This is a genomic window from Lactobacillus amylolyticus (assembly GCF_003999355.1).
In the GTDB taxonomy this organism is placed as follows: domain Bacteria; phylum Bacillota; class Bacilli; order Lactobacillales; family Lactobacillaceae; genus Lactobacillus; species Lactobacillus amylolyticus.
Genome location: NZ_CP031836.1, coordinates 160,746 through 185,690, shown reverse-complemented (window position 1 = coordinate 185,690; position 24,945 = coordinate 160,746). Strand labels below are relative to the sequence as shown.

General features: G+C 35.6%; 13 protein-coding genes, 7 pseudogenes and 1 riboswitch. Of the genes and pseudogenes, 7 read left to right on the top strand and 13 right to left on the bottom strand.

The window, feature by feature from the left end:
- Positions 1–507: 507 nt before the first annotated feature.
- The 3 genes from D0Z64_RS08195 to D0Z64_RS08185 form a co-directional block, all read right to left on the bottom strand.
- Positions 508–1,776, bottom strand: a complete 1,269-nt coding sequence (locus D0Z64_RS08195; protein WP_080882040.1) for a replication initiation protein — start codon at positions 1,774–1,776, stop codon at positions 508–510.
- A gap of 1,239 nt (positions 1,777–3,015) precedes the next feature.
- Positions 3,016–3,306, bottom strand: coding sequence for a hypothetical protein (locus tag D0Z64_RS08190; RefSeq protein WP_006351236.1), 291 nt, complete (start codon positions 3,304–3,306; stop codon positions 3,016–3,018).
- A gap of 301 nt (positions 3,307–3,607) precedes the next feature.
- Positions 3,608–4,405 carry a ParA family protein gene (locus D0Z64_RS08185; protein WP_006351235.1) on the bottom strand — a complete coding sequence of 266 codons (798 nt, stop codon included), beginning with the start codon at positions 4,403–4,405 and terminating at the stop codon, positions 3,608–3,610.
- A gap of 361 nt (positions 4,406–4,766) precedes the next feature.
- Here D0Z64_RS08185 and D0Z64_RS08180 point away from each other — a divergent pair, with 361 nt between their 5' ends.
- The 3 genes and pseudogenes from D0Z64_RS08180 (at position 4,767) to D0Z64_RS08865 (ending at position 9,056) form a co-directional block, all read left to right on the top strand.
- Complete coding sequence (locus tag D0Z64_RS08180; RefSeq protein ID WP_080882039.1) at positions 4,767–5,903, top strand: sterol carrier protein domain-containing protein; 1,137 nt, start codon at positions 4,767–4,769, stop codon at positions 5,901–5,903.
- A 212-nt stretch (positions 5,904–6,115) separates the two neighbouring features.
- Positions 6,116–8,086, top strand: coding sequence for a coiled-coil domain-containing protein (locus D0Z64_RS08175; RefSeq protein ID WP_127345888.1), 1,971 nt, complete (start codon positions 6,116–6,118; stop codon positions 8,084–8,086).
- A gap of 95 nt (positions 8,087–8,181) precedes the next feature.
- Positions 8,182–9,056: pseudogene (locus D0Z64_RS08865) on the top strand (serine hydrolase domain-containing protein).
- Between the two features lie 38 nt (positions 9,057–9,094).
- Here the strand turns inward: D0Z64_RS08865 and D0Z64_RS08165 are convergent.
- From D0Z64_RS08165 to D0Z64_RS08155, 3 genes are read right to left on the bottom strand one after another with little or no spacing between them, the layout of a single operon-like run.
- Positions 9,095–9,925, bottom strand: coding sequence for an energy-coupling factor transporter transmembrane component T family protein (locus D0Z64_RS08165; RefSeq protein ID WP_006351230.1), 831 nt, complete (start codon positions 9,923–9,925; stop codon positions 9,095–9,097).
- Positions 9,918–11,627 carry an ABC transporter ATP-binding protein gene (locus D0Z64_RS08160; protein WP_080882037.1) on the bottom strand — a complete coding sequence of 570 codons (1,710 nt, stop codon included), beginning with the start codon at positions 11,625–11,627 and terminating at the stop codon, positions 9,918–9,920. The genes D0Z64_RS08165 and D0Z64_RS08160 overlap by 8 nt, the downstream gene beginning before the upstream one ends.
- A 14-nt stretch (positions 11,628–11,641) precedes the next feature.
- Positions 11,642–12,196 carry an ECF-type riboflavin transporter substrate-binding protein gene (locus D0Z64_RS08155; RefSeq protein WP_080882036.1) on the bottom strand — a complete coding sequence of 185 codons (555 nt, stop codon included), beginning with the start codon at positions 12,194–12,196 and terminating at the stop codon, positions 11,642–11,644.
- 220 nt (positions 12,197–12,416) lie between these two features.
- On the opposite strand from D0Z64_RS08155, the gene D0Z64_RS08150 reads away from it, so the two are divergent.
- Entirely contained in the window at positions 12,417–15,689 is a 3,273-nt protein-coding gene (locus D0Z64_RS08150) for a DEAD/DEAH box helicase (RefSeq protein WP_127345887.1), read from the top strand.
- 61 nt (positions 15,690–15,750) lie between these two features.
- On the opposite strand, the pseudogene D0Z64_RS08145 reads toward D0Z64_RS08150, so the two are convergent.
- A pseudogene (locus D0Z64_RS08145) lies at positions 15,751–16,282 on the bottom strand (DUF4811 domain-containing protein).
- Positions 16,282–17,750, bottom strand: a pseudogene (locus D0Z64_RS08140) (MDR family MFS transporter). Before D0Z64_RS08140 ends, D0Z64_RS08145 begins: the two co-directional pseudogenes overlap by 1 nt.
- Before the next feature lie 38 nt (positions 17,751–17,788).
- Between D0Z64_RS08140 and D0Z64_RS08135 the strand changes: the two are divergent.
- Both D0Z64_RS08135 and D0Z64_RS08130 read left to right on the top strand, forming a co-directional pair.
- Positions 17,789–18,127 (top strand): annotated as a pseudogene (locus D0Z64_RS08135) (FAD-binding oxidoreductase); the annotation flags it as partial.
- Positions 18,128–18,261: 134 nt separating this feature from the next.
- Positions 18,262–18,765 (top strand): annotated as a pseudogene (locus tag D0Z64_RS08130) (GNAT family N-acetyltransferase).
- Between the two features lie 47 nt (positions 18,766–18,812).
- Here D0Z64_RS08130 and ribH read toward each other — a convergent pair.
- From ribH to ribD, 4 genes and pseudogenes are all read right to left on the bottom strand, one after another.
- Entirely contained in the window at positions 18,813–19,277 is a 465-nt protein-coding gene (ribH, locus tag D0Z64_RS08125) for a 6,7-dimethyl-8-ribityllumazine synthase (protein ID WP_080882034.1), read from the bottom strand.
- Between the two features lie 9 nt (positions 19,278–19,286).
- A pseudogene (gene ribA / locus D0Z64_RS08120) lies at positions 19,287–20,465 on the bottom strand (GTP cyclohydrolase II).
- Positions 20,455–21,066: a riboflavin synthase gene (locus tag D0Z64_RS08115; RefSeq protein ID WP_080882032.1), complete on the bottom strand. Its 612-nt coding sequence runs from the start codon at positions 21,064–21,066 to the stop codon at positions 20,455–20,457. Before D0Z64_RS08115 ends, ribA begins: the two are co-directional and overlap by 11 nt.
- Positions 21,059–22,123: a bifunctional diaminohydroxyphosphoribosylaminopyrimidine deaminase/5-amino-6-(5-phosphoribosylamino)uracil reductase RibD gene (ribD, locus tag D0Z64_RS08110; RefSeq protein WP_080882031.1), complete on the bottom strand. Its 1,065-nt coding sequence runs from the start codon at positions 22,121–22,123 to the stop codon at positions 21,059–21,061. The genes D0Z64_RS08115 and ribD overlap by 8 nt, the downstream gene beginning before the upstream one ends.
- Positions 22,124–22,226: 103 nt before the next feature.
- Positions 22,227–22,341, bottom strand: a riboswitch (FMN riboswitch).
- 665 nt (positions 22,342–23,006) lie between these two features.
- Here ribD and D0Z64_RS08105 point away from each other — a divergent pair.
- On the top strand, positions 23,007–24,209 hold the full coding sequence (locus tag D0Z64_RS08105) for an IS110 family transposase (RefSeq protein WP_080881115.1): 1,203 nt from the start codon (positions 23,007–23,009) through the stop codon (positions 24,207–24,209).
- Positions 24,210–24,349: 140 nt separating this feature from the next.
- On the opposite strand, the pseudogene D0Z64_RS08100 reads toward D0Z64_RS08105, so the two are convergent.
- Positions 24,350–24,883, bottom strand: a pseudogene (locus D0Z64_RS08100) (transposase); the annotation flags it as partial.
- Between the last annotated feature and the right edge of the window lie 62 nt (positions 24,884–24,945).

Here is a 24,945-nt window from a genome sequence, read left to right as displayed (position 1 = left end):
TTATACTTGTTTTTATCTTCCTATTTATAATATTCAGTATCTAATTATTTATATGTAATAATACATTTATCTTTATGCTTCCAAATGCCGTAGTTTAATTCAAATTAACCTAAATATAATGTACTTTATATTTAGATTTATCCTTATTATTGCAAAAAGAAATATTCTTACGAAGATATTTAGGCCTACATTTATCTTTATGCATTTTTTTATAAAAATTAAAAGCAAAAGCTCCAATTGAAGTCGTCTATTAATAAATTTTAATATCGATGACCTCTTTTGGAGCCTTTTTAAATTTATCTATGCAATGATATGAATATTTATTTTTATCTTTATTTATATCTTTTTACTTATATTTAGTTATACACATATTATTCTAAATATTTCTATCATAATACTTATAAAGTGTTTTATATTTATCTATTATATTTTATAGATAAAAAAGAGCTATAGATCAGTTTTTTTAGCTGTCTATAGCTCTTGAATCTTTAAATTTATTTTCAACTTTTATTGATAATTATCAGGATCAAATAAAGATAAACTGTCACTTAAATCTTGACCAGCTCTTGAAAAATCAATTGAGTAATGACCATTATCTCTTCTCGCTTGTAAATCTCGAGCATTATTTTCAAGTGCTTTAAGTCTTTCCCTTTCTGCTATTTGATCGCGTTCACGATCCTTTTCAGACTTTTCATAGCCCATCTTGAGCAAAGCCATATCTTCTTTGTCTTCCGGTGTCAAAAAGCCCTTCTTGTTAACTTCTTTATAAACAGCCAACAATTGAGCAAACTGAGCGTGTTTATATTGCGCTAAAGACTTTAAATCAGATCTGTGGAAAGCTGTACGTCTTTGACGTTTATGAAGCTTGTTTGGCAAGAAATAAGAGTGCAAATGGCCGCTCTTATATTCCTTCTGGCTAGTACCAAGGGTAAAGCCGTAAAAACGATCCAGAGCCCTAAATTTCTCCTTCTCGGTCATATAAGGATTGGACTTGATATAGAAGACTGAATTAGTATCTTCGATGCTACTATCGTAATAAACGTCCTGTTGATTGTTCTTTTCAGGCACCCAAGTAAAGATATATGATTCTAATTTACGTCCTCTGACACCTTTACGATAGTTCTTGGTGATCTTAAAGTTCTGAAAGTTTGCACAAAGTTCCTCTTTACACAAAGTCAAAACTCTACGATCAATATCAGTTGGGCGATAAGATTTTGGAATTTGCAGACGTTTTCTGAAGTCGTCGATTTTATACTCTTTGCGTCCCACGGTTCTCCATTGTTTCAGCAAACGGAAAAGCTTGCGTGAGTAGTTAGAATGTAAACGAACATATTGGGTAATTGAGAAGCGTGTCCAGTGCTCCAAGTGGTTGAACAAGTACAAAAAGCTATCACTAACCTCAACACTGGTCTCTAAAGTATCAGTGTCTACAACTGATCGTTTAAAGATGTTTTCCCGAATTTTTTTGGTGTGTCCGGTTTTTTCATCTTTTTCTTCTTTTGAGAGCTGAATTGTCAGTAATCTAGAGAAAGTTTCATCAACATTTTTAGCTATTTGCTTGTTGGAAATATGGCTATTATAGCCAACTTCACGCTTAATTTGATCAGGTGTAAGAGTAATTCTGTTACCGCCTTGATCCTTTACTTGCGCAGCAATAAGCCAAAAAATATTGCTGTTAATTTCTGGCAAACTATCAATTGGTTCAAAAATAGGGTCATCATTGAATCGATTATCAATTTTTATGATTTTTTGAACTGGTCTTTTTCTTATTGACATCTTTGCTCACTCCAATTAACGACTTTTATCAATTAAGACGTCGTTCTTTTTTTTAGAGTTACTATATAGCAATTTTAGAGTACTCACAACAGTTTTGAGTAAATTTGCTCCATATGACGTCACCCTTATTAAAATTTGCTCCATATGACGTCACCTTTATTCATTAGCTCTATATTGCGTCGTTTTTATGTCTCCATGAAGCGTCACTCTTATTTAAATTAAATATTTTACCTCTACAAGAAGTCACTATTATTCAGACTAAAAAATCATCTCCATATGACGTCACTGTTATTGTAAAATCAATATTTGACTACAAGATATAGTGTTTTTATAGCCTTTTCTGCGATCTTTTTAAGCTTTCATTCAAGATATTGTAGTTTAGAACAAATTTTTAAGGTAAAAACAAAAAAATACTCCATGAGATGTCACCCTTATTAAAATATATTCGACTTTAATAAGGGTGACATCTTATGGAGCAAAATCTAGAAATTAGCCATAAATACTATTAAAAAAGCATTTTTCTACTTTTAACTTCATAATAAAAACTCCATGACGTGTCACTCTTATTCCTGATGATACACCCGGTCTAGTGTTTACAAGATATCCGTAATTTCTTAAGAAAACTAAGTATTTACTGGAATATCTAGTATCCATACAGCGTCACCTTTATTCATTTAGAAGAAGCATATATTCCTTACTCCATAAGATGTCACTCTTAATAGTAAAAATCTTTTAAAAGCCCTGTGGATAAGTATTCTCCACACAATGTCACCCTTATTAAAAACAGTGAAAAATCCACATCCATAGGACGTCACCCTTAACTCCACAATGAGTCGTTTAAGTAATCCACGATATGTCACTCTTATTAAAATTAGAATAAACGCCTAATGTATTAATGTTTTTGCTACTTTTTCAGCATTTTTATGCTCCATACAATGTCACTCTTATTAATTCTTTTAAGCAACCTTAATTAACCTTGGTAATATAACTCTCACAAAGAAATATTACGTTTTATTCTGTCCATGAGACGTCGTTTTTTAACTTTGTGATCCCAGTAATACGTAAGCTTTTTACGTTTGCTAAAGGGAATTAAAGGGTTAATTAAAGGGATTATAATAAATGGTTTTAAAAGACCTTACACAGAGCAAATAAAAATAAAAAAAGCAGTAAAACACAAAAATCATGTATTACTGCAAAAGAAATAAAAAAAGAACACAAAATGTGTTCCAATAAAATTAATTAAGCGTCTTTGTTTGATTCGATCCATTCATCAAGAAAAGCACTAGTTGATGAAAAACCATGTCTTCTAGCAATTCTGTTTAAAGCTTTTCTATTACTTGGTTTTAATGTAAAAGTGAATGGTTTTACTTTTTCTTTTTGAATAGGTGTTTTAGTTGGCATTGAATAAGTTACTACAGGTGGTTGAGTAATTTGTTCAACTTCAGGTTTATTGTTCAAAGCTTCTGTCATTTTTTCGTGAGTTTGTTTCGTATTTTCGAAAGCATTCTTCTTTGGTCCATTAAAAGCCATAAAATTACCTCCATTGATTTATCATTACTCTATTATACACACAATTATAATTATATTTGCAACTATATTAATTTCTTTAATATATAAAACATTTATTAATAGACTATAGCATAGCATTATCTTGATAAGAAGCAATATACCTAACAGTAGCAGTAGATTAATAATAGCAAATCTACATAGAAGTATAATTAGTAGTACATATAAAAACATAAAGATAAATATATTTATAAGTAATTCACTATGCCAGCAATGATGGGGGAAAAAAGGCATAAAAAAAGAGGATACATAATCCTCATTTACATTATAATTTATCTTCAATCTGCTTAAATGTTTTATCGAATTCTTGGAAGAAATTGTAGTTTCTGTTGTAAATTCTTGTATCGTCCTTCATATCAACTACAGGTGTTTCATCTAAATTAGAACGGTTGAATAATTCCTTTTCAGGGATAACTGCAATTACTGAAGGATCGTCTTTGATACTTTCAAGCATTTCATTTGATGATGAAGTATTTCTTTTTATAAGATTTGCTACAAAATAAAGCTTGGCTGTTACATAACTTTCTCCAGTGCTAAATTCAATAGCTTCTTTTCTTAATTCATCAATCCGATCTTGCAAGTTAAATTTTGCATCAAAACCGTGTTTACTTGGAGTAATAGGGCTGATAATATCATGACTTACTATAATTGCATTCTTTGTAGCAGTAGAGAAGTCTGGGTGGCAGTCAATGATAATGTAATCATAATGACCTAACTCATATTTATCGTAATTATTGTTAAGCCACATGTATAAGCGCATATTCTTATTGGTCATGTTTTCGATATTGGTTTCAATATCATCTAGGTGCATATTACCTGCAATTAAATCAATATTCTTTTTAACATGATTAATCGTTACATCGTCTTTTCGAAGAAAGATATTAGCAACGGTTCCAATTTTTTGATCTCCATAAACTTCATAAGTTTGACTTAAATTGCATTGATGGTCTAAATCAATGAAAAGAATTTTTTTGCCTTGCTTGGCTAACCATTCACCAAAATTGTAGGAGAGAGTGGTCTTGCCCACACCACCTTTAATAGCAGCAAAAGATACAATTTTCATATTTCATCGTCCTTCTTTTAAAATCATCTCATTTAAATGATACCATAGATCAAAAATAAGAGCATATAAATGATTTTAATAATTATCCAGCATAATAAGAAATAGACGTGCAAAGATAGAGATACATATAAATATAATATAACTTGCTATAAAAGCTGATTTAATAATGATCAAGTGACAATAAACCACTTTATTATTAGCACTAAAATATAGAATATACGTATTAATATACATAGATTTAGATAAATAAATACATGCCTCATTAGAAACATATATAAAAACATATTTCTAGCTTCTTTATGTTAAAAAATAATTAAACTTAAATGTTTATCAAGACCCTAATTAATGCTAGAATTGAAGTATGAAACTGGAGAAAACAGATCGTATATTAAAGCAATTTTCATCTAATATAGAAAAGGAAAAGGGTATTGGATCTGACCCCAATCTAAAATCTTTTTATCATTATGGTGAAGTATATGGCGATATAGATGAAAATGACAAAGTCAAACATGCAATCCTGTTGAACATTTTTGATAGCCGTGTTTTTACTGAAAGGACCAAAATGGCAGTTCTAAGTCGGGCTATTAATGTTGAAGAGTGTAAGAGTGATATTAAGGATATTTTCAACGAATTGCATGACAAAGAAATCCCTTATGTTAATATTCACACAGAACATGAGGAGTTCTTTGAAAAACAAGATTTTGTTCATACAGTCTATCGCAAAAAATATGAGTTTAATTTTGATGCAATTAAAGACAAAAAAATTCCAATTTCTGGAAAAGTAAAGTGTGGTTATTGGTCAGATTTAATCATCCAAAACGGTGCTGCTCAATTATATGAGGTTCCGCTTCACAGCAATATTGAACGTAATACTATGAACAGACCATATTGGTGGTGGAATCTGGTTCAAAGAATTCATCCAAATAGAAAGCTTGCAGTCTTTTTCGGTAAAATTGGATTACCGCAGTCTTATATGTTTTTCCGCCAAAAGGGAGATACGATTGTGGTTGAAGAAATGTTTGCAACTTCTGGTGAAGGACTGCAGAGTCTTCTTGGCTATTTGGCTCAAATTGGGACTCCGCAAACCAAATATCGTATTTTTATGCCGGTTGAAAGTCGATTAGAAGATTTTTTTTCAGAAGAGGAAGAATTATCAATCGAAGTTATTCCACATTTGATGTCGAGAATTATTGATTTTGAAAAAATATTATCTTTTATGACGCCAATCTATCAAAAATCTTTTGTAGTTGAAGTTACTGATGATAATATTTGCCCATGGAATAACAACAAGTGGAAAGTTGATTTTGACGACAAAAAAGTAAAGGTAATTAAGACTACAGAAAAGCCAGATTACTCTGGAAGTATTTCTGCTTGGACAAAAGTTTTGATCGGCGAACTATCTTTGGAAAAAGCTATAAAATACGGAGAAATCAGGGGTAAGAAGCATCCTGACAATGACTTCGTAAAAGGCACAATTTCGTTTTATGAAAATTATTAATAATAAATAAGCATATTGATATCTGTATAAAGATAACAATATGCTATTTTTATAATTTTAAGTATAATTATATTTATACATCTAATTATAAATCCATATATAAATAGAAGGCTACTTCTTCGAAAAATTTGAAAATATTTCGGTAAAATTCAAGATTTTTACGTAATTAAAACATAGAGACATAAAAATAAAGAAGTATAGGAGATTGTACTATGTTTAATTACACTAAAAAGAAAAAATTTGTTACTTTGTTGGCATCAGCAGCTTTAGCAGGTGCCTTTCTAGCAGCAGGAAGCCCAACTGTGAAAGCTTCCGAAAAAAATAATAAGGAAAATATTTCTATTGATAATTCAGTAGATTCATTAGAAAAGTTAGTTGCTGAAAAGAAAGAAAAAATTACAAAATTAACTGATCAAATTAATCATCACGATGAACTTATAAAGAATGCTAAAGAAGATTTGAAAAAGCTGCAGGATAAATTAGCTAAGGCAAAGGATGAGCTTGCCGATGCACAAGAAGACAAAAATAAGGCTAGTGAAGAATTGGCAGTTTTAGAAAAATCAGAAAAAGGTGCTCAAACTTTATTGGATGCAAAAAAGCATGACAAAGAGACAATTGAGAACGAACTTGATGTAATTATTTCTAAAAAGAAAAAGGCCAATGAGAATCTAACTTCATCCAAGCAGATGCTAAAAGAGGCAAAAGACAAAGTAGAAGGCAAGAAAGAAGCAGTTGATAAAGCAAAAGAGAAGCTTGCAGAACTAGAAAAGAAAAAGCCAACAGATGAAGAATACGAAAATTTTTTGAGACTATTGGCAATGTCTGAAAGTTTATACTCTGGAGTGGATGAGGCTGAAGAAAAAAATGAGGCCGAAATTGCGAAACGCAAGAAGAATTTAGAAAAGTATGAGCAAGAAAAAACAACACTTAACAATGAAATTGCTGTTTTAGAAAAAATTCTGCAAGATAAATTTTCTGATGACCAGGCAGCTGAATTAAAAGATAAAAAGCAACAACTCACTGCACTTGAGGAACAAATTAAAAGATCGGTACAAGAGAAAGCTAATTTTGAATTTTTTAGAGGCAATTTTCCATTAGACAGAAAAAATTACTTGAGATTGATTAATAAAAATAAAGCTGCTATTGCAAAATGGGAAGAAAATCATAAAGCTGAATTAGATGAATTCAAAGGCAAGAAAGCTGAATTGGAACAGGGAATAAAGGATGCAGAGCAAGCAAACAGTGATTTATTAGCCCAAATTAATAAATTAACTAGTGAAATTGCAGAAAATGAGCAGGTCTTTGCTCAATTCGATATTCAAATTAACTCAAATGAACAACAAGTAAAGCAAAAGAAATCAGACTACGAAGCTGCTAATAACAACTTGCTTAAAGTGCAGGCGAGCAAGCAATCACAGTTAGATAAGATTTCCGCTCTAGAAGAAAAGATTAAGACTCATAATCAAGAAATCGCGGTTCATAACCAATCGCTTGATGAGCAGCTGAACAGAATCAAGGCTTGGCAGGCTGCCCAAAATGATTGGAATAAAGAGATTGATACAAATAAGGCCTTGATTGAGCAATATGAAGAATTAATTAAGCAGAAAGACCAAGGAAAAGAAGAAACTCCAACTTCTATTGTTGGTACGCAAACTGAAGATGGCACTCAGACTGATATTAAGATTCCAGATAAAACTGAGCAGAAAGATGCAAGTAAGCAGACAGACTGGCAAAAAGAAAAACAAAAAACAGCTGAAAAGCCAAACTCATCGACTCACATTTTGATTAGATTGCTGGTTAAGCAAGAAGCAGATCAAACAACAGCTGCTGTCAAAAACACTCAAAAGCCGACTCAAAAGAAGAAAAAGACATCAGTTAGTCAAATTAAGATCAAAAAGGGTAAGATTTATGCTCTAATTGGCTCAAAATGGCAATCTGTGAGCCTTAAAAAACTACTTAAGCTAATAATAATTGACCAGCACGAAATTAAAATTGATAAAGCCACTGCTATTCACGTTAAAAACAAAAAGACAAATTTATATACTAAAGAAGGTAAAAAGACTAAAAAACAACTCGCTGCTAAGCAAAAGATCACAGTAAAAGGTATTAAAAAGATCAACAAGCAATTGTTTGTTCATGTGCAGAATGCATGGGTACCTGCAAAGAACGTAGTTTTTAAATAAAAATAGATCCTGGGGAAGATTCCTCAGGATTTTTTATTGCAGAACTTTCTAGTCATGGTAGTCTTAACAAGTGAATAAAAAGGGAGAGAAAACAAATGAAAATAAAATTATTTAAAAGACTGCTTATCTTGACTGGAGGAGTATTTTTATGCTGTGAAGCTGCTACAACATCAACACTGACTCATGCGGCCAGCTATAATCGCAGCGAAATGCGCTCTTTTGTTAGAAAAACGTTAGCTCATTATCATGCTTATGGTTCGGTTGAAGTGATTAAGAATGGTGAAACGCAGCAAATCAGCTATGGCGATGCCATTCATAGCAAAAGAATTTCAAATGGCAATAGTAGAATTGTGTATCCCACTGGTTCTATTCAAAAAATCGTGACTGGTGCCATTATTCAGCAATTAATCGATCAATGAAAATTTACCACATCGACGCCAATTTCTCATTGGTATCCAAAAATGAGAAATGCTAATCAAATTACGGTTAGCAACTTATTGACGCATACCTCAGGGATTGATATTCCAAATACTGAGCAGCCACGCAACAAAAGCTACTCAGAAGCAGCTGCAATTAATTGGATCGTAAAGCATGTCACGAAAAATACGGAGAAAAAAGTAGGAAAGTGGAATTACAATAATGCCAATTTTGTCTTGCTTGCGGGCATTATTCGCAAGACAACGGGTAGTTCTTATTCTGCCACGGTAAAGCAATTTTATGCACTAACTCATTTGCCGGGAAAAGATTCAACCTATTCTGGTGGGATATATATCAAAAACGGCGGTCAGCTGAAGCTGGCCTACGGCAATGTGCACAACACTTATTTTGGCAACTGGGTCCAATTGACCAGCGATAATCAGAATGGCACCGTCATGTTTTGAATCAAACAAAAGATGGTACCAGTCGCAACAAGGCAATCGGCTATCGCATTTTGAAGCACATCAAGTCCGGAACATTTTTGAGCAAGTAAAAAAGCCTTCATGATTGGTTTCATGAAGACTTTTATTTTTATCTAAATGGGTTAAAGAAGCGGCCGCTGTTGACGTGCCAGAGGACAACCACAACTAGCACCAGAATGAATGCTAATGCCGTTACCAAATAATCTTTAAGCTGGAATGGCTCGTAAACGTACCAGGTCCGCTTTTTCTTAGAGCCAAAGCGTCTCAGCTGCATGGCCGTACTGATGATATCAATTCGGTCAAGACTTGAGAAAATCAACGGCATAACGATGTTCAAGGTACCCTTGATTCTCTTGACTAAATGGGCCTTTTTCGACAATTCATTACCACGGGCCTGCTGAGCAGCAGAAATTTCCCAGTAATCGGTCTGCACAGTCGGAATGTAGCGCAAAGCTAGCGATACCGCGTACGCGATCTTATAACTGACGCCAATTTTATTCAAACTGGATGCAAATTGGCTCGGATTAGTCGTGAGCAAGAACAGCAGCACTAACGGAATGGAACAAATATATTTCAAAATCACGTTTAGCAAGTAGAATAATTCTTCCTGGGTGACAGTGAAATAGCCAGCACTAATCAGCACATGCTTGGTTTGATACAGATCCTGACCATAAGTAGGCTGAAAAATGAAGACCGCAATGATGTTGATAATGGCAAAAACAATAATGAAATTAACGACGAATGAAACTTGTTTCCATTTGATGCCTGCGATTTTTAGGCAAATCAATGAGAAAAGACAAATGACGGCTAAAAATCTGGTGTCATAAGTGACCATGCAGGCAATTGAAACCAAGATCAGAAAAATCAGCTTGGTTGTGGCATTCAAATGGTGGATAAAGGAGTTGCCAGGCTGGTAACCTAAAATTTTATCATCATGCATGTTGGCTGGCCTCCTCAGAATCAATATATGCTTGGACGAAAGCATTCGGATCAGTCAAATTGTAGTGTTTTGCCAATTCGAACAGGCTTGTCTGCTTGAGTGATGCTTCTTTGACTAAATCAGAGTTTGTGAGCAAATCAATTGGCTTCGTATCAGCAATCAATTGACCATTGGCAAAGGCAAGGCTGCGCTTGCTGTATTCAAGCATTAAGTGCATATCGTGAGTGACGATCATGATGGTTTTGCCGCGCTGATTTAGTTCACGCAAGAAGTTCATGATATCGGTGTAGGTTTTCCAATCTTGACCTGCGGTAGGTTCGTCCAAAATTATTAATTCAGGTTCTAAGACCAGAATCGATGCAATTGTGACCCGCTTTTTTTGACCAAAAGAAAGCGCAGAAATTGGCCACTTGCGAAAGGCATACAGGCCGCAAACCTTTAACGTTTGGTAAACGCGATCTTTGATCTCTTCTTCAGGCACGTTGCGCAGGCGCAGTCCTAAAGCTACTTCGTCGAAAATCATTTTTTGTGAAATCATCTGGTTGGGATCCTGCATGACGTAGCCGATTTTTTCAGCACGCTCTTTAATTGAGAGGTCAGCTAAGTTTTGATCCTTGAAGAAGGCTTGTCCCTTGTTTTCGATAAAACCACAAATAATGCGGCATAAAGTTGTCTTACCGGCGCCGTTTTGACCAACAATTGAAACAAAATCGCCCTGGTTGATGGTTAAATTGACGTCGTGCAGGGGATGCTTTTGCAATTTGTTGTAGCGGTGGCCAACATTCTTCAAAGTTAACAAAGGCTGTTTTTCAGTCTTCTGCTTAGGCGGCACTTGCTTATTTTCCCAAGATTGCAATTTTTCAGCGATATTCTTTTCTTCAGGCAAAGCGTCAATTGAAGAAATATCGGGCAGCTGCTTGAGATCCACGCCAGCCTTTTCGAGGGCCTTGATGTATAAAGGACTGCGAACGCCAACGGATTCTAGCAGATCTTGGTGAAGCAAGGCGTTTGGCGCTTTGTCGGCAATGATTTCACCATCGCTAATTAACACGATGCGGTCGACGTGTCTTGCTAACACTTCTTCAACTCGGTGCTCGATAATAATGACCGTTGCGTTTACTTCTTTTTGAATTTGGTCAATTAATTGAATGGTTTTTAATCCAGTAGCTGGGTCCAAGTTTGCTAATGGCTCATCAAACAGCAAAATAGGCGATTCATCAACCAAAACTCCGGCTAAAGCGACCATTTGCTTTTGTCCGCCGGATAAGGTCTGTGGAGCTTGCTTTAACAAGTCCTTGAGCTTTAATTCGGTGGCCCAGCGGTCGACATTTTGATGTATTGTTTCACGTGTGAAACAATCATTTTCAAGAGAAAAAGCAATGTCTTCACCAACCGTCATTCCGATGAACTGACTGTCTGAATCCTGCAAAATTGTTGAAGTGGTAAATGACAAATCAAAAAGGCTTGCTTTGGTAATATCTTTACCATTTACTAAGCAAGTCCCTTTGAGTTCGCCATGATCCACATTAGGAATCAGCCCGTTTAAGCAACGGCCAATTGTCGATTTTCCACTTCCTGAAGGACCAGCTAAGAGAATCTTTTCACCAGGATTGATCTCTAAGTTGATGTGCTTCAAAGTTGGATCAGCTTGACTGTCGTATTTAAAGCTGAAATCCTTAAATTGAATGATAGGCTTATTCATGTAAATTCCTTTAATTAATCTTTGTGTAAACTACCTTTCTTAACTTTCGTTGCAGCGTATGCTTTAAGCAAAATCGTACCTAAGATTAGGATTGCAATGAAGTCGGTAGCAGTAGCAGTTACGCCTTGAAGGAAAACCTTGTTTGCAGGTTCACTGTAAATCAGGATGTCGCCGATTGGCGCAATTACTACGTAGCTGATCAAGTTGGCAATTAATTGGATGAGGTTGAAGAAGAACATTTGCTTTCCTGTGAAAACCCCATGCTCCAAGTCGAGTTTTCTGCTGTATAAACCAATGATTAATCCAAGAATGGCTGTGGCAAGAACCCAGCTCCACCAAGTTTGACCATACATTAAGAAGTCACTCAATGCGTGACCGATAAAACCAACACTGAAACCAACGATTGGTCCGTAAATCATTGCTAGCAATGCCAAAAATGGATAAACAATTTCAATATTAGTGTTGGGAATACCAGTTGGAATAGAAGTAAAACGAGCCAAAATTACATAGATCGCAGTACCAATCCCAATGGCAACTACACTTTTAACTGATAGACCTTTTTGATTCATTAAATACACCTCGTAAAGTTGAAAAAACCAAATGTACGATTAACAATTTTAATTAAAGACTCATATAAGCTCATTGTCAAGCTAAAATGCGCACATTTGCTTTGCTTATGAATATATTGTGCGGATTCTGTAATCGTTTACTTTTAGTTAAAAATATTTCCTCTATCGGCTAAAAATTGGGATAATAGTAGTTAATGATTGAAAACGAGGAGTTGGAGCAATGGCCGATTTTGATAAGAAAGAAAAATTAATTGATTATCTTAACCCAGATTTTTTAGACGAGCTGCAAAATACGCAACTGGATGATGATCCTCTAAAGATAATAGATGATGAACAATTCACTGCCAGCCAATACCAAGAGGCCAGCGTTCTTAAAGAACAATTAAGCGTTCAAGATCATGATTTTAGCCCGCTGAAACAAGGAAAGTTCTTATTTGATTTGCACCTTGCCAATGGCTTTTTGCATTTTGAGGTTAAAATCAAATTTAGCAGACAAAAAGTCGAAAAGATCACCGTTAACTCCATGATTCGCAACTTTTCGACCGATGCTTTCAAAATTGTCGCATTGATCGAATTTTTGTATTACTTCATGATTGAAAATCCTACTGAAAATACCAACTCTTCGGCGCGCATCGTGCTTAATCATTTTGCTGAAGACGAAAATAGGCTGCCGGTTAAATTGCGGGCACAGTTTGATCCAGTCAGCTACAGCGGCCTTCCCGTTTTAACTTTTAAAATTGGTCAGGATTCGCACTTGTATAAGCTGCAGAGTTTGCCTGGCTTAGTCGATAGTGTGCGCGATCACCACGAATTGGAATTAGGAAAATACTTCAATCGAACGGTTGAAATAGATGACTTTGATGATGACAGTTTGGCTTGGTACCGCCTGATTGAGAGCATTATTGATCACGATGAAACCGTACAGATTGCACGCGATGATTTTTCTCTGCGTGCCTTTAAAGAATTACCGATTAATGAAAGTTTAGCAGATCAAATCGATCAACTGATGGCGCGTGGCGTTACGCTCTATCATGACAATCGTCCGATTGATTATAGCGTCAGTCAGGATCGATTGCAATTCAAGATTCGCACTGATACAGAAAATGAGACTGCAAGAATTAAGATCGATTATCTAGTGCCATCATATGAGATGGACAATTTAATCGAAGGAAATCGGGCATTTTACTACTTTTGGATGAACAGCTGGACCAAATATGAAAATATTGATCCAATATTTTTGAAACGTTATGGCCTGCATATGGGCGAGGAGCTCACTTTTGGTGCGCAAACTTTGCAGACGTTGGGCCACAAGATTTTGCCTAAAATCAAAAAGAGCGGCAATTTTTCTGTGACGGGGATGAAAAAGCTGGTCGATACGCTGCCGCCTGAAGCAGAAATTATTTTTAACTTGGACTTTCAAGATAAGGAAATTATTTGTACTCCAGTAGCGAAATACGGTGAAAAAGAGTATCAATTAGAGAAAAAGGCCAATGATGAAACGGAACGTGAATTTGAGAAAGAAAAGGCTGCAAAGCAGTTAATTGAAGAGCAAGGTTTTACCTTTGACAAGGAGCAGCAGAAATACAGCCTGGCAATTGATGCCAGTGACCGGATCGATGCTTTCTTTGACGATGGCATTAACCAGCTGAAGAAAGCAGGGCAGGTGAAGGCCACCGCTGCTTTTAAACGGCTGTTAGGCAATTTGAAGACCAAGTTTAATGTCAGTTTAGGGATTCGACTGGGTGAGAATACGCTTGATTTGACTGTTTCCGGTGAAAAATTGGCAGCAGAGGATATTCAGGCAATTTTAAATGCCTACCAGCAAAAGCGGCATTACTTCATGTTGCGCAATGGGCAAATGAAGAATCTGGAATCGCCTTCCCTGGAAGATCTTTCTTTGATTATGAAGAACCTGGGGATCAGCTTAAAGCAGTTTGTTAAAGGGAAAATGACCGTACCTGCTTATCGTGCTTTTTACCTCGAAAAAATGCTCGAAAATCGCGATAGTCTGCAATTCACCAGTAATGATGAGTTTGATCGCTTGATTGCCGATCTGGAGCAGGGAAAGGTGAAGAAAAACAAAATTCCGGCTTCATTAAAGAAGGTATTGCGGCCATATCAGGTCAAAGGCTACCAGTGGATGACGACTTTGCTGGATTATAACTTGGGCGGACTTTTAGCAGATGAAATGGGTCTGGGCAAAACGCTGCAGGTAATTTCCGTCTTGCTTGCTCGTAAAGCAAAGACCAAGCTGCCAAGCTTAATCGTGGTGCCTGCCTCAGTTGTTTATAACTGGGAAGCCGAGATTAAGAAATTTGCACCTGAACTCGAAATGATTGTTTTGGGCGGAAGTAAAAAGGAACGGCGTGAACAACTGGAAAGGGTAACCGATCAGGTTTTAATTACCTCCTATGATTCCTTAAAGCGGGATCTGAAATTGTATGAAAAAATTGGCTTTGATCTTGAAGTCATCGATGAAGCCCAAAATATCAAAAATGCTAAGGCCGCAGTTTCAAAAGCAGTTAAGATCATTAATGCTCGACATCGTTTGGCTTTGACAGGCACGCCAATTGAAAATAATTTGAGCGAATTGTGGAGTATTTTTGACTACTTGATGCCTGGATTTTTGGGTGAGTATGAATACTTCAGAAGCAATTACGAAAAGCCGATCGTCAAAGATGAAGATAAAAAGAAGGGAAAGCAGCTAAGTCAGATTATTGCGCCATTTGTTTTGCGCCGGCTAAAGAAAGATGTGCTGAAAGATTTGCCTGAAAAGGATGAACAAGTGATTTATGCAAAATTGTCTGGCAGACAGGATGAATTGTATCAAGCCCAAACGCAAAAATTGATTGCCCAGTTGAATAAGCAGGATGATAAAGATTTCAAGAAGCAAAGATTTCAAGTCCTGGCGGCAATCACAAAACTGCGTGAACTCTGTTGTGATCCGCATCTTTTGTATGAAGATTATCGTGGCAAGTCGGCTAAACTGGCTGCAACAATGGAATTGATTGAAGACTCAATTGCGGATGGACACAAGATCCTGCTGTTTTCGCAATTCACTTCAATGCTTGAGCTAATTGAACAAAAACTTAAGCAAGCTAAAATTGTAACTTTCGTAATCACTGGCTCAACACCAAAGCAAAAGCGCCAAGAATTGATCAAGCAGTTTAATAAATTGGACCATCCGGCCATCTTTTTGATTTCATTGAAGGCTGGAGGTACGGGTATTAATCTAACAAGTGCCGATGTTGTAATCCATTATGATCCATGGTGGAACGTAGCAGCGGAAAATCAGGCTACTGACCGAGCCCACAGAATCGGACAGAAACATAATGTCCAGATCTATAAGATGGTAGCCAAAGGAACGATTGAAGAAAAAATCGTGGAATTGCAAGAACGCAAGGAAAAACTCGCTGATGAAGTCTTAAGTGGCAAAGGCTTTGGCTCAAGTACGCTAGATCGCGCAGATTTGCTGAATATTTTGGAAAGATAAAAAAGACATTGCTGTGTGGCAATGCCTTTTTTTGGTTTTGTAATTTCCCGGGAAATGGATTTTATTTTTTCGTTTGCTGGTTTGCTAGTGACTTAGCCTGCTTTACTGATAGAACTTGCCAAGTCTTTGGTACTGAGAAAGTATATTCCCGACTCTTGAGTTCATTATTATGGCCGAACCAGCCAAATAAGAACGCATCAAGAACTTTATTGAAGACATAACGCTTAGCTGTAACTGTAACGCTAGCGCTCGATGCATTTTTAACTACCTTTGAAGTTGTTTTATCAGTCTTGGTTGGCGTAAGCTTTTTGTCCGCATTATTGGTTTTGTATAAATAAACCTTTTCCGTGCCATTGCCTAATTGTTGATAAAGAAGAATGGGTAATTTCGGGGATGCGGAGGATACTAAATCTTTCTTGGCCGTGGTCGTTTCGGCTTTCATACCAAAATGATTGTAGTCATGTTCAACGATCCCTACAACACAGAGCACAGCGATAATTAGTGAAAGCCAAGCGAGGGGTATGGCCCTTTTTAGGGATGACGTTAAAGTAGATGAAAGCAATGACTGCCAAAATCAGAATAATTAAAATCATTAACCATTTACCTCCTCTGCACATTCACGAGCTCGGTTGCCTTTTTTCAATAAGAATGAAAGAACAAGTGCGATCAAAGCAAAGACGATACTAATTGCAAAAGCAGCATGGAAACCATCCAATGTGGCATTGATTGCACCGCTCTTGTATTGCAATGGCAAAGTCTTAAGCATTGATTTTGCCGGCATATTGTTGGTGGGAGTTGTTGTCAAAACAGAAACCAAAATGGCAGTACCGATTGATGACAAGGCTTGTCTGAAAGTATTGTTAACTGCGGTTCCGTGTGAAATCTTATCTAGTGGGAGAGAGTTCATACCGGAAGTAGTAAGTTCATCATAACGAGGGCAACACCAATCGTTCTGATTGCATAAAGAATAATAATCATCAAGAATGAGCTATTTTCGGTTAAGAAAACAAATGGAATTGTACCAAGTGTTAGCAATGTCATACCGGTGGTAGCCATCTTTCTGGCACCATAGCGATCGAAAATTCTACCAGTAATTGGTGACATAACTCAAAGCATCAATGCCCCGGGTAATAAAATCAAACCTGAATGGAAGGCTGATTCACCTCGTAAGTTTTGAATGTAAAGCGGAAGCACCATTTCAATTCCGACCATAGCAAGGTAGGTAACACCTGAAAGAATAGCGGCCAGTGAGAATTCAAAATGCTTGAAAACGGTGATGTCCAGGAAGGGATCATACATTTTAAGCTGACGAATGCCAAATAGAATAATGAAGATAATTCCGAATTCGATGAAGGCTAAAATTCCAGATTGGGCCAGCCTTTATTTCCAGCCTCTGAAAAACCGTATAGGAGTGAACCAAATCCAATAGTAGAAGTAGCAACGGAAATAATGTCGATTTTTTCTTCTTTGGTTGGCAGCACGTCTTTAACTAAGAAAAATGCTAGTACCAAGACGATGCCGGCAATTGGTGCGATAATGCTGAAAAGGTAGCGCCATGATAAATTGTCGATGATCAAACCGGAAAGCGTTGGGCCAATGGCGGGTGCCAGACCAATAACGATTCCGACGGTTCCCATGGCAGCCCCACGCTTGTCAGCTGGGAAAATGGAAAGCATAATCGTCTGAAGCAGCGGCATGGTAACACCAACACCTAAGCCTTGAATGATTCTTCGGCAAGCAAGGTGCAAAGTTAGGCGCAACGGCCGCAGTAACTGTTCCGATGAAGAAAATTGCCATTGCTGGCAGATACATTTTTCTAGAACCGAAACGATTGATTAACCAAGCAGAAATTGGAATCATAATGCCGTTAACCAGCAAGAAGGCAGTTGAAAGCCATTCTGCGGTCGCCGTACTAATGTTGAAATCTTTCATAATTGAAGGAAGTGCGGTTGAAAGCAGGGTACTATTTAGAATCGTACAGAATGAGCCGATGATCAGCACTAATACAAGCAAGTTTCGATTGTATTTTTTGTCATGAATGTCAACAGGTTGTTTATTCATGCTTTGTCCTCCTTTACTCATTGTAAAAACTGTTAGCATTAACTAGAATAGAAGAACTTGAACAGGAAGTTGGAATGAGAATTCCTAATTTTGGACATGCTGGTGATGGTAATTTGCATATTTATCTTTGTTCAGATAATGATTCAAAGGAAGAATTTGCTAGAAAGAGTCATCTGGTTATTTCAGAACTTTATAAGAAAGCACGTGAAGTGGATGGCAATATGTCCGGCGAACATGGAATTGAATATGCGCGAAAAGATTACTTTGAAAAATTTTATGGTAAAGATTATGTAGAATTATTAACGAGGATTAAACATGTCTTTGATCCAAATGAAGTAATTAATCCAGATAAGGCATTTCCTTTAAAAGATAAATAAAGTTTTATAAAATAATTTTTGGTCCAGAATTTCTTTTGAATTTTGGGCCTTTTTGATAAAATATATCGCCATTAATACTAACAAATGAGACTGTCAAAATGCGTCAAATAAATTTATTTTAGGAGAGTATATTGATGAAAATAATTTATCGCAACGTGAAAAATTATGATTTGAATACTGTTGTAAATTTAGAGTCTGAAGCCTTTCATATGAAAAAGATATAACTAAAAAGGATATGATTGGCCGCATTGAAAATTATCCTGATACCTTTTTTGGTGGCGGAGGATAAAGAAAAAGATCAAGTTATTGGCTATACTTTTGGCCCAGCTTTTTCTAAACGATATATTGAGGATGAAATTTATTTTGCCAATCATCCTAATCGCAAGAATTGATCTATATCAGATGATTCTGTCTATAATCGTTGATAAAAATATCGTCTTAATGGAATTGCCAGTCACTTATTGAAGAAGATGGATGAAGTAGCCAAAAAGCAGGGAAGAAAGGCGATTTCGCTTAATTGTTTGACACCGTTGATAGCTTTTTATGAATTAAATGGATATACAAATGAAGGCAAAGCCAATAATATTCCAACACCCGAAGGTGAAACTATGTATAACATGGTGAAAGAATTGAAATAGTAAAACGCACCTCATTAGAGGTGCGTTTTACTATGATATGATTTATTTTATGCAATTAATTTGTTTAATGAAATCATTTCTAATAAGCTTTGTGCCGTTGAACTGCCTTCATTGCCGACCTTTAAACCTGACCGCTGTAAAGCTTGCTCGATATTTTCGGTAGTTAAAATTCCAAAAGTAACGGGAATTTCAGTTTCTAAATTCATTTGCATAATTGCATTAGTAACATTTTGAATAATCATGCTGTAATGATCTGTTTCGCCTTTAATTACGGCTCCTAAGGTCATGATGCCGTCATACTTATTGCTATTAAGAATCTTTTTGCCAGCAAAACCAATTTCAAAAGCCCCAGGAACCCAATATACATCAATGTTTTCTTCACTAATACCGAACTGCTTTAATGTGGCTAGAGCTCCGTGGACTAAATGATGAGTAACAATTTCGTTGAACTTTGAAGCAACGATTGCAATTCTTGCATTACTATTTTGAAATTTTCCTTCGTATCTTGTCATTTTTTCCTTTTATATTGCTTTTAACATATGATGAAATTTATCGCGTTTAGTTACTAAATAATCATGATTAATTTTATTGGCTGGAATTTCTAATGGAATTCTTTTCTCGACTTTGATACCATATTCTTCTAATTGATCAATCTTGTCTGGATTATTAGTTAAAAGATTAATACGCGAGATGCCTAATTCTTTCAAGATTTTAGCAGCTGATTGATATTTACGTTCGTCTGGTTCAAAACCTAAAATTTTATTGGCTTCGTAAGTATCGTAACCTTGATCTTGCAAAGCATAAGCTTTTAGTTTATTGCTTAAACCAATTCCACGTCCTTCTTGCCGCAGATAAAGAATTAAACCATTGCCATTTTCTTCGATCTGCTTCATAGCATTGTGTAATTGGTCGCCACAATCGCAACGCATTGAACCGAATGTATCGCCAGTCATACATTCAGAATGAAGACGAACGAGCATAGGCTTATTTGGATCAATTTTTCCTTTTAAGATTGCGAGATCTTCACCAGCGAAACTTTTAATTTTAAAATTACCGTATTTAGTTGGAAAATTTACAAATTCTGAAGGTTTACTCGCAAGACTTTTAACTTATTCTTGTAATTCAGCAATAGTTAAAAATGGCATATGATGTTCCTTAGCAATTTCACGAAGCTGCGGACGACGAGCCATATGGCCGTCAGCTTTCATAACTTCACAAATATAGGCAACTTCGGGTTCGCCGGCAAGCTTAGCTAAAGTTACTGAGGCCTCAGTGTGACCATTTCTTTCTAAAACGCCACCATCTTTAGCAACAAGAGGGAAGCAGTGACCAGGGCGGAAGAAATCTTCAGGCTTGGAGCTGGGATCGGCAATTGCTTTAATAGTTGCGGCACGATCATATGCGGAAATTCCAGTTGTTGTCGTTTTGTAATCAACGCTAATTGTAAAAGCTGTGCCATATGGATCAGTATTATTTGTTTCCATTTGTGGAAGCTCTAATCTTTCGGCTACTTTACGACCGACGCTTGTGCAGAGCAGACCACGAGCATATTTAGTCATGAAGTTTACGTTTTCAGGAGTAACTTTAGAGCCAATTCCGATCATATCACCCTCAGACTCACGATCTTCATCATCAGCAACAATTACTAAACCACCATTTTTCATCCATTGAATTGCATTTTGAATTTTTTTAACGTCCATTTTGAAATTTCTCCTTATTTAAATTTGCTTGTACATATTTGCCTAAAATATCGGTTTCAAGATTTACTTCATCATCGACCTGTAAGTGAGCTAAATTAGTTTTGTCTTGAGTATGAGGAATTAAACCAATTAAAAATTTGTGATTTTTAACGTCCATGACAGTTAAACTTACACCATTTAAGGCTACACTTCTTTGAGGAACGATTTGGCTTTCTAATCTAGCTGGAATAGTAAACCAAAGTTCAATTGCATTTTCGTTGATTTTTCTCTTAGCAACTTTAATAACATTATCAATATGACCAGTAACAATATGTCCTTCAAAACGTCCGTCAGCTTTCATTGCTTGTTCGACATTAACCTTGTCACCAACTTGAAGATTTTTGAAGGTGGTTTTTTCATAAGTTTGTGGCATCATCGTTACTTGAAATTGATGGTCATTAAATTTTTCTACTGTTAAACACGTACCGTTAATTGAAATCGAGTCACCAATTTTGATATTTGTTAAAAGATTCCGTGTGTAGGCAACTGTCATTTGAATTGTTTCGTCTTTTTTATTAATGCTGGCAATTTCTGCTTTGCCAGCAACTACGCCACTAAACATTTTGCTTCCTTTCATCAATCCGAACGTTATTATTAAGCTTATCAATTTTCACATCACTGAAATGATGAAAAGAAGAAGGAGAAACTGCAGAAACGCCGTTTGCTCCAAGTAAATCAGGCGCAATGTAAGTAATTAATTCGTTAACAAGATAATTATCTAAAAATGATTTTTCCAAGGTAGGTCCTCCTTCAACGTAAATCGATTGGAGTTCTTGATTTTTAAGTTCGTTAATCATGGCGCCAATACTGTCATTTTTACTGAAAAAACAATGTACGAATTTGTTGTTAAAGGGATGCGAGGATAATGACTTATTTTCAGTAAAAATCCAAGTTTGCGCTTTTTGATCAGTAAATAGTTTTAAATCAAGATGCTTTAATAATCGTCCACGCCGATCAAGTACGATGCGAATAGGTGAGTAATCGGTATAGACATTGGTCAATAAACTAGGATTATCAATAATTGCTGTAGAGCTGCCAATTACAATAGCCTGATAATCAGCCCGCTCGCTGTGGACTTTTTGATAAACTAAATCATTGGTGATCTTAGTTCGCTGATTTGTTCTGACTGCAACTTTATGATCAAGCGAAATAGCTTGCTTAACCGTAATCCACGGCTGATTCGTTTCGTAAAAATAGGTATAGTGCTCATTTAGCTTTCGTGCCTCATTTGCGAGAATTCCTGTAGCAACTTGAATACCATTTTCTTTTAAAGCGGCAATTCCTTTTCCAGTTACTAATTTATGCGGATCAATTTGGGCAATTACCACGCGCTTAATATGCTTATTAACAATTAATTGTGAGCATGGTGGTTGTTTGCCAAAGTGATTACATGGCTCTAAAGTTACATAAAGTGTTGAATTGAATAATTGTTCTGGGGTTAATTTGGAAATTGCATCACGTTCAGCATGCTGCTCACCAAAATGATGATGATAGCCTGTAGCTAAAACATGATTATCTTTAACAATTACGGCACCAACTAGAGGATTCTTCCAAGTTTGATGTCTACCTTTGCATGCTTCTTGCAAAGCTAATTGCATGAAGTATTTATCATTTTCCATTTAAATTCATTCCCTTTAAGAACAAAAAAAGAGTCTCGATTTCTCGAGACTCCAATTATTTATCGTAGAGTTAAATAAATCCAACACAAAAAAGCGTAGACCTATCTTTCTTCTGCCATCTAGACTGTAACTATCGGTACCCAAATGGGATTCCACCGCATATGCGGGTTGCGGACTTTACCGCCGGTCGGGAATTTCACCCTGCCTCGAAGAACATTTATTCAATTCGCTTTTATAGTAAAACGCTTACTTATATTATGTCAACATGAAATTTATAAAATAATATGTGCAAAAACTAAAAATCTCAAGTGTACCTAAGCTTAAGAGAAGAAAAATTTTTTGAGTTTTTTGCTAGTAAATGGATTATGAACAAGATTAAAAAAGTATATATTAAATTACTGAAATTAGTATCATCTTCATAATTAACAGTAAATTATAAATTTTCGCTGTTTTTTGACGAAAATATTTATAATACAAGACAGAGTTTTAAGGAAAAAGCAGAAAGAGAGGATCTGATCCATCGAGATAACATTGTTTAATTTTCCTATTTTGTTTTTTGTTTTATGAGGATATGTTAATTTACTACTAGATAATGTTTATGTAACTACCTGATGGAGTTGATTTTTCGGGCTCTTTGTCAAACACCCTAAAGTATAAAGGTAGATAGAAACATGACGATGTTTTTATCTACCTTTTTTCTTATACTTAGATTGAGGTTGAGGTCGACAACAGAATGGAATATTAAATTCGACTGTCAAACGGGCCCATAAATGTTTATTTTCAATCAAACTAGATTAAGGGTGTGGATCTCAGAGATCGTATAATCAAGAAATGGAGCTGAAAATAAATATTTGCCTCAATTGATTTAAAACGGGGTGATTAGGTGAATATTATTGGTATTGATGTTAGTCAAGGTGAAAGTCATGCCACTTTGATAACAAAAGAAGCGGAAGAAATAGCTTTTAAATTTAAGCATAATAAGAGCGGTTTCCAAATATTAAATTCTTATATTAAACCCGGTACAATAATAATATTTGAAACTACAGGTGTTTATTCGGCTCAGCTTACTACTTATTTAAAAAATAAAAAGGTCAAATTTTATGAGCTAAATCCCCTAGAAGCAAAATTAAGAATGGCTTCTTTGAGAAGAAATAAAACTGACAAGAATGATTCATTTAAATTAGCTTTATTGGGTAAAACTCAATTAGCGGAAATAAAGAATCACTGTAATAAACAATCTAATTCGTTGTATGAATCTTTACGGATTTTATCTTTGAGATATAAGCAGTTAATTAAATGTAGAACCAGAATACTTAATTTCCTTCGTTCTAGCTTAGAGCTTACTTTCCCAGAACTAAATCAGATTTTTAAAAATGCTTATGCAGTTTTAGCCCTTCAAGTATTTAGAATGTATTGTCATCCTGACTTTTTGGTAGGATTAACTCTTAAAGAAATGACCACTAGAGTTTACCAATCTGTTAGCAGGCGAATACATAAAGATGTAATTCAAAGTTATTGTGCTCAAGTTTGGTTAGCAGCTAAAGATTCTTATCCTGCTGTTCCAGCAAATTCTTTAGAAATTGAAATTATTTCAGAATATTGCGATGAGATAGAAAGCTACAATAAAGAAATAGCCTATATTCAAAACAAGTTAATCAAGACGGCTGTTGGCTTGGATGATTTCAAAGTTATTTCCAGTATTCCCGGAGCCGGTCAATTAAATAGCGCTCTATTATTAGGCTTTACTGGTGATATTGCTCGCTTTGATAATTATAAACAACTCAATGCTTTCCTAGGTTTGGATTTAAATAGATATCAGTCTGGTAAATACATTAAAGGCGATACAATTAATCGTAGAGGTAGTAGTCAAGGCAGAGCTGTTGAAACAGACATGATTCGAAGTATGTTAAGAAATCAAGGCAAAATTCAAAATCATTTAATTGATTACTATTACAAATTAAAAAAGCCGCCTTTCAATAAGCATGACAAGGTAGCTTTAATAGCATGCGCCAATCATTTGAATCGCACTATTATAAATTTGGTCCACACACATCAACTTTATAATTATTCTAAGGCGATTAATTAATAGATGTTTAGCACATAATAAGTGAAAAAACTGCCAAAAGACTAGTCTTTTGGGGCTATGTTTAGTATACTCTTTTTTTCTCTGTAGTAATGCTTGACATTCTATAAGAATTCCTGTTGATGAAGAGTAAAGTTTAAGGATTAAGCAATTAATAAATTGCTTAATCCTTTTTCTTTGACTTTGTTTTCTTCCAGTCTGATTCTTGTTAAGAGATTAATAAAATCAGAATAACCAAAGGCAGTTCGTTCAATTTGTTTAATCTTGCGGTTGAAGCCTTCTAGGCAGCCATTGGAATAGCTTGACTGTGCTCCATTTAATACGGCCTTTAAATTATGCTTGAACGTTAAAAGCGTTTTATGCATTAGACCGCCCACCGGTTTTTTTGAGCAGATGATTCTTTTAAGCTTCTGACTGTCATTGTCTTCTAAGGCTGTAAAGAAATCCTGCATTCGATTGTATGAATTTTCCAGCGTCGTATTAGGACTAATTTCTTGCATAACAATCTGCTCCTGAGTAAGCGAATCCATGTAGTGCCAATTGTAGCGCGGATGAATCTTGTCCAAATCATCATATTTTTTCAAATAGAGCCTCCATAGAGATTTCAAAAGCTTGTATTCTCGGGATTGCTTGTCAAATGTCTTTATGGCTCTGACACGCAGAGAATTGAATGAGCGCGGTGAACACCTTTCTCTTGGAAGCATTGTAAATACAGTAGTGTTTGGCGTGGCATTGGGCT

Excerpts from the sequence above, each read along its gene's own strand:
- D0Z64_RS08195 (WP_080882040.1), bottom strand. The coding sequence starts at position 1,776 with ATGTCAATAAGAAAAAGACCAGTTCAAAAAATCATAAAAATTGATAAT.
- D0Z64_RS08175 (WP_127345888.1), top strand. The coding sequence starts at position 6,116 with ATGTTTAATTACACTAAAAAGAAAAAATTTGTTACTTTGTTGGCATCA.
- D0Z64_RS08180 (WP_080882039.1), top strand. The coding sequence starts at position 4,767 with ATGAAACTGGAGAAAACAGATCGTATATTAAAGCAATTTTCATCTAAT.
- D0Z64_RS08115 (WP_080882032.1), bottom strand. The coding sequence starts at position 21,066 with ATGTTTAGTGGCGTAGTTGCTGGCAAAGCAGAAATTGCCAGCATTAAT.
- ribH (WP_080882034.1), bottom strand. The coding sequence starts at position 19,277 with ATGACAAGATACGAAGGAAAATTTCAAAATAGTAATGCAAGAATTGCA.
- D0Z64_RS08155 (WP_080882036.1), bottom strand. The coding sequence starts at position 12,196 with ATGAATCAAAAAGGTCTATCAGTTAAAAGTGTAGTTGCCATTGGGATT.
- D0Z64_RS08160 (WP_080882037.1), bottom strand. The coding sequence starts at position 11,627 with ATGAATAAGCCTATCATTCAATTTAAGGATTTCAGCTTTAAATACGAC.
- D0Z64_RS08190 (WP_006351236.1), bottom strand. The coding sequence starts at position 3,306 with ATGGCTTTTAATGGACCAAAGAAGAATGCTTTCGAAAATACGAAACAA.
- D0Z64_RS08150 (WP_127345887.1), top strand. The coding sequence starts at position 12,417 with ATGGCCGATTTTGATAAGAAAGAAAAATTAATTGATTATCTTAACCCA.
- D0Z64_RS08185 (WP_006351235.1), bottom strand. The coding sequence starts at position 4,405 with ATGAAAATTGTATCTTTTGCTGCTATTAAAGGTGGTGTGGGCAAGACC.
- ribD (WP_080882031.1), bottom strand. The coding sequence starts at position 22,123 with ATGGAAAATGATAAATACTTCATGCAATTAGCTTTGCAAGAAGCATGC.
- D0Z64_RS08165 (WP_006351230.1), bottom strand. The coding sequence starts at position 9,925 with ATGCATGATGATAAAATTTTAGGTTACCAGCCTGGCAACTCCTTTATC.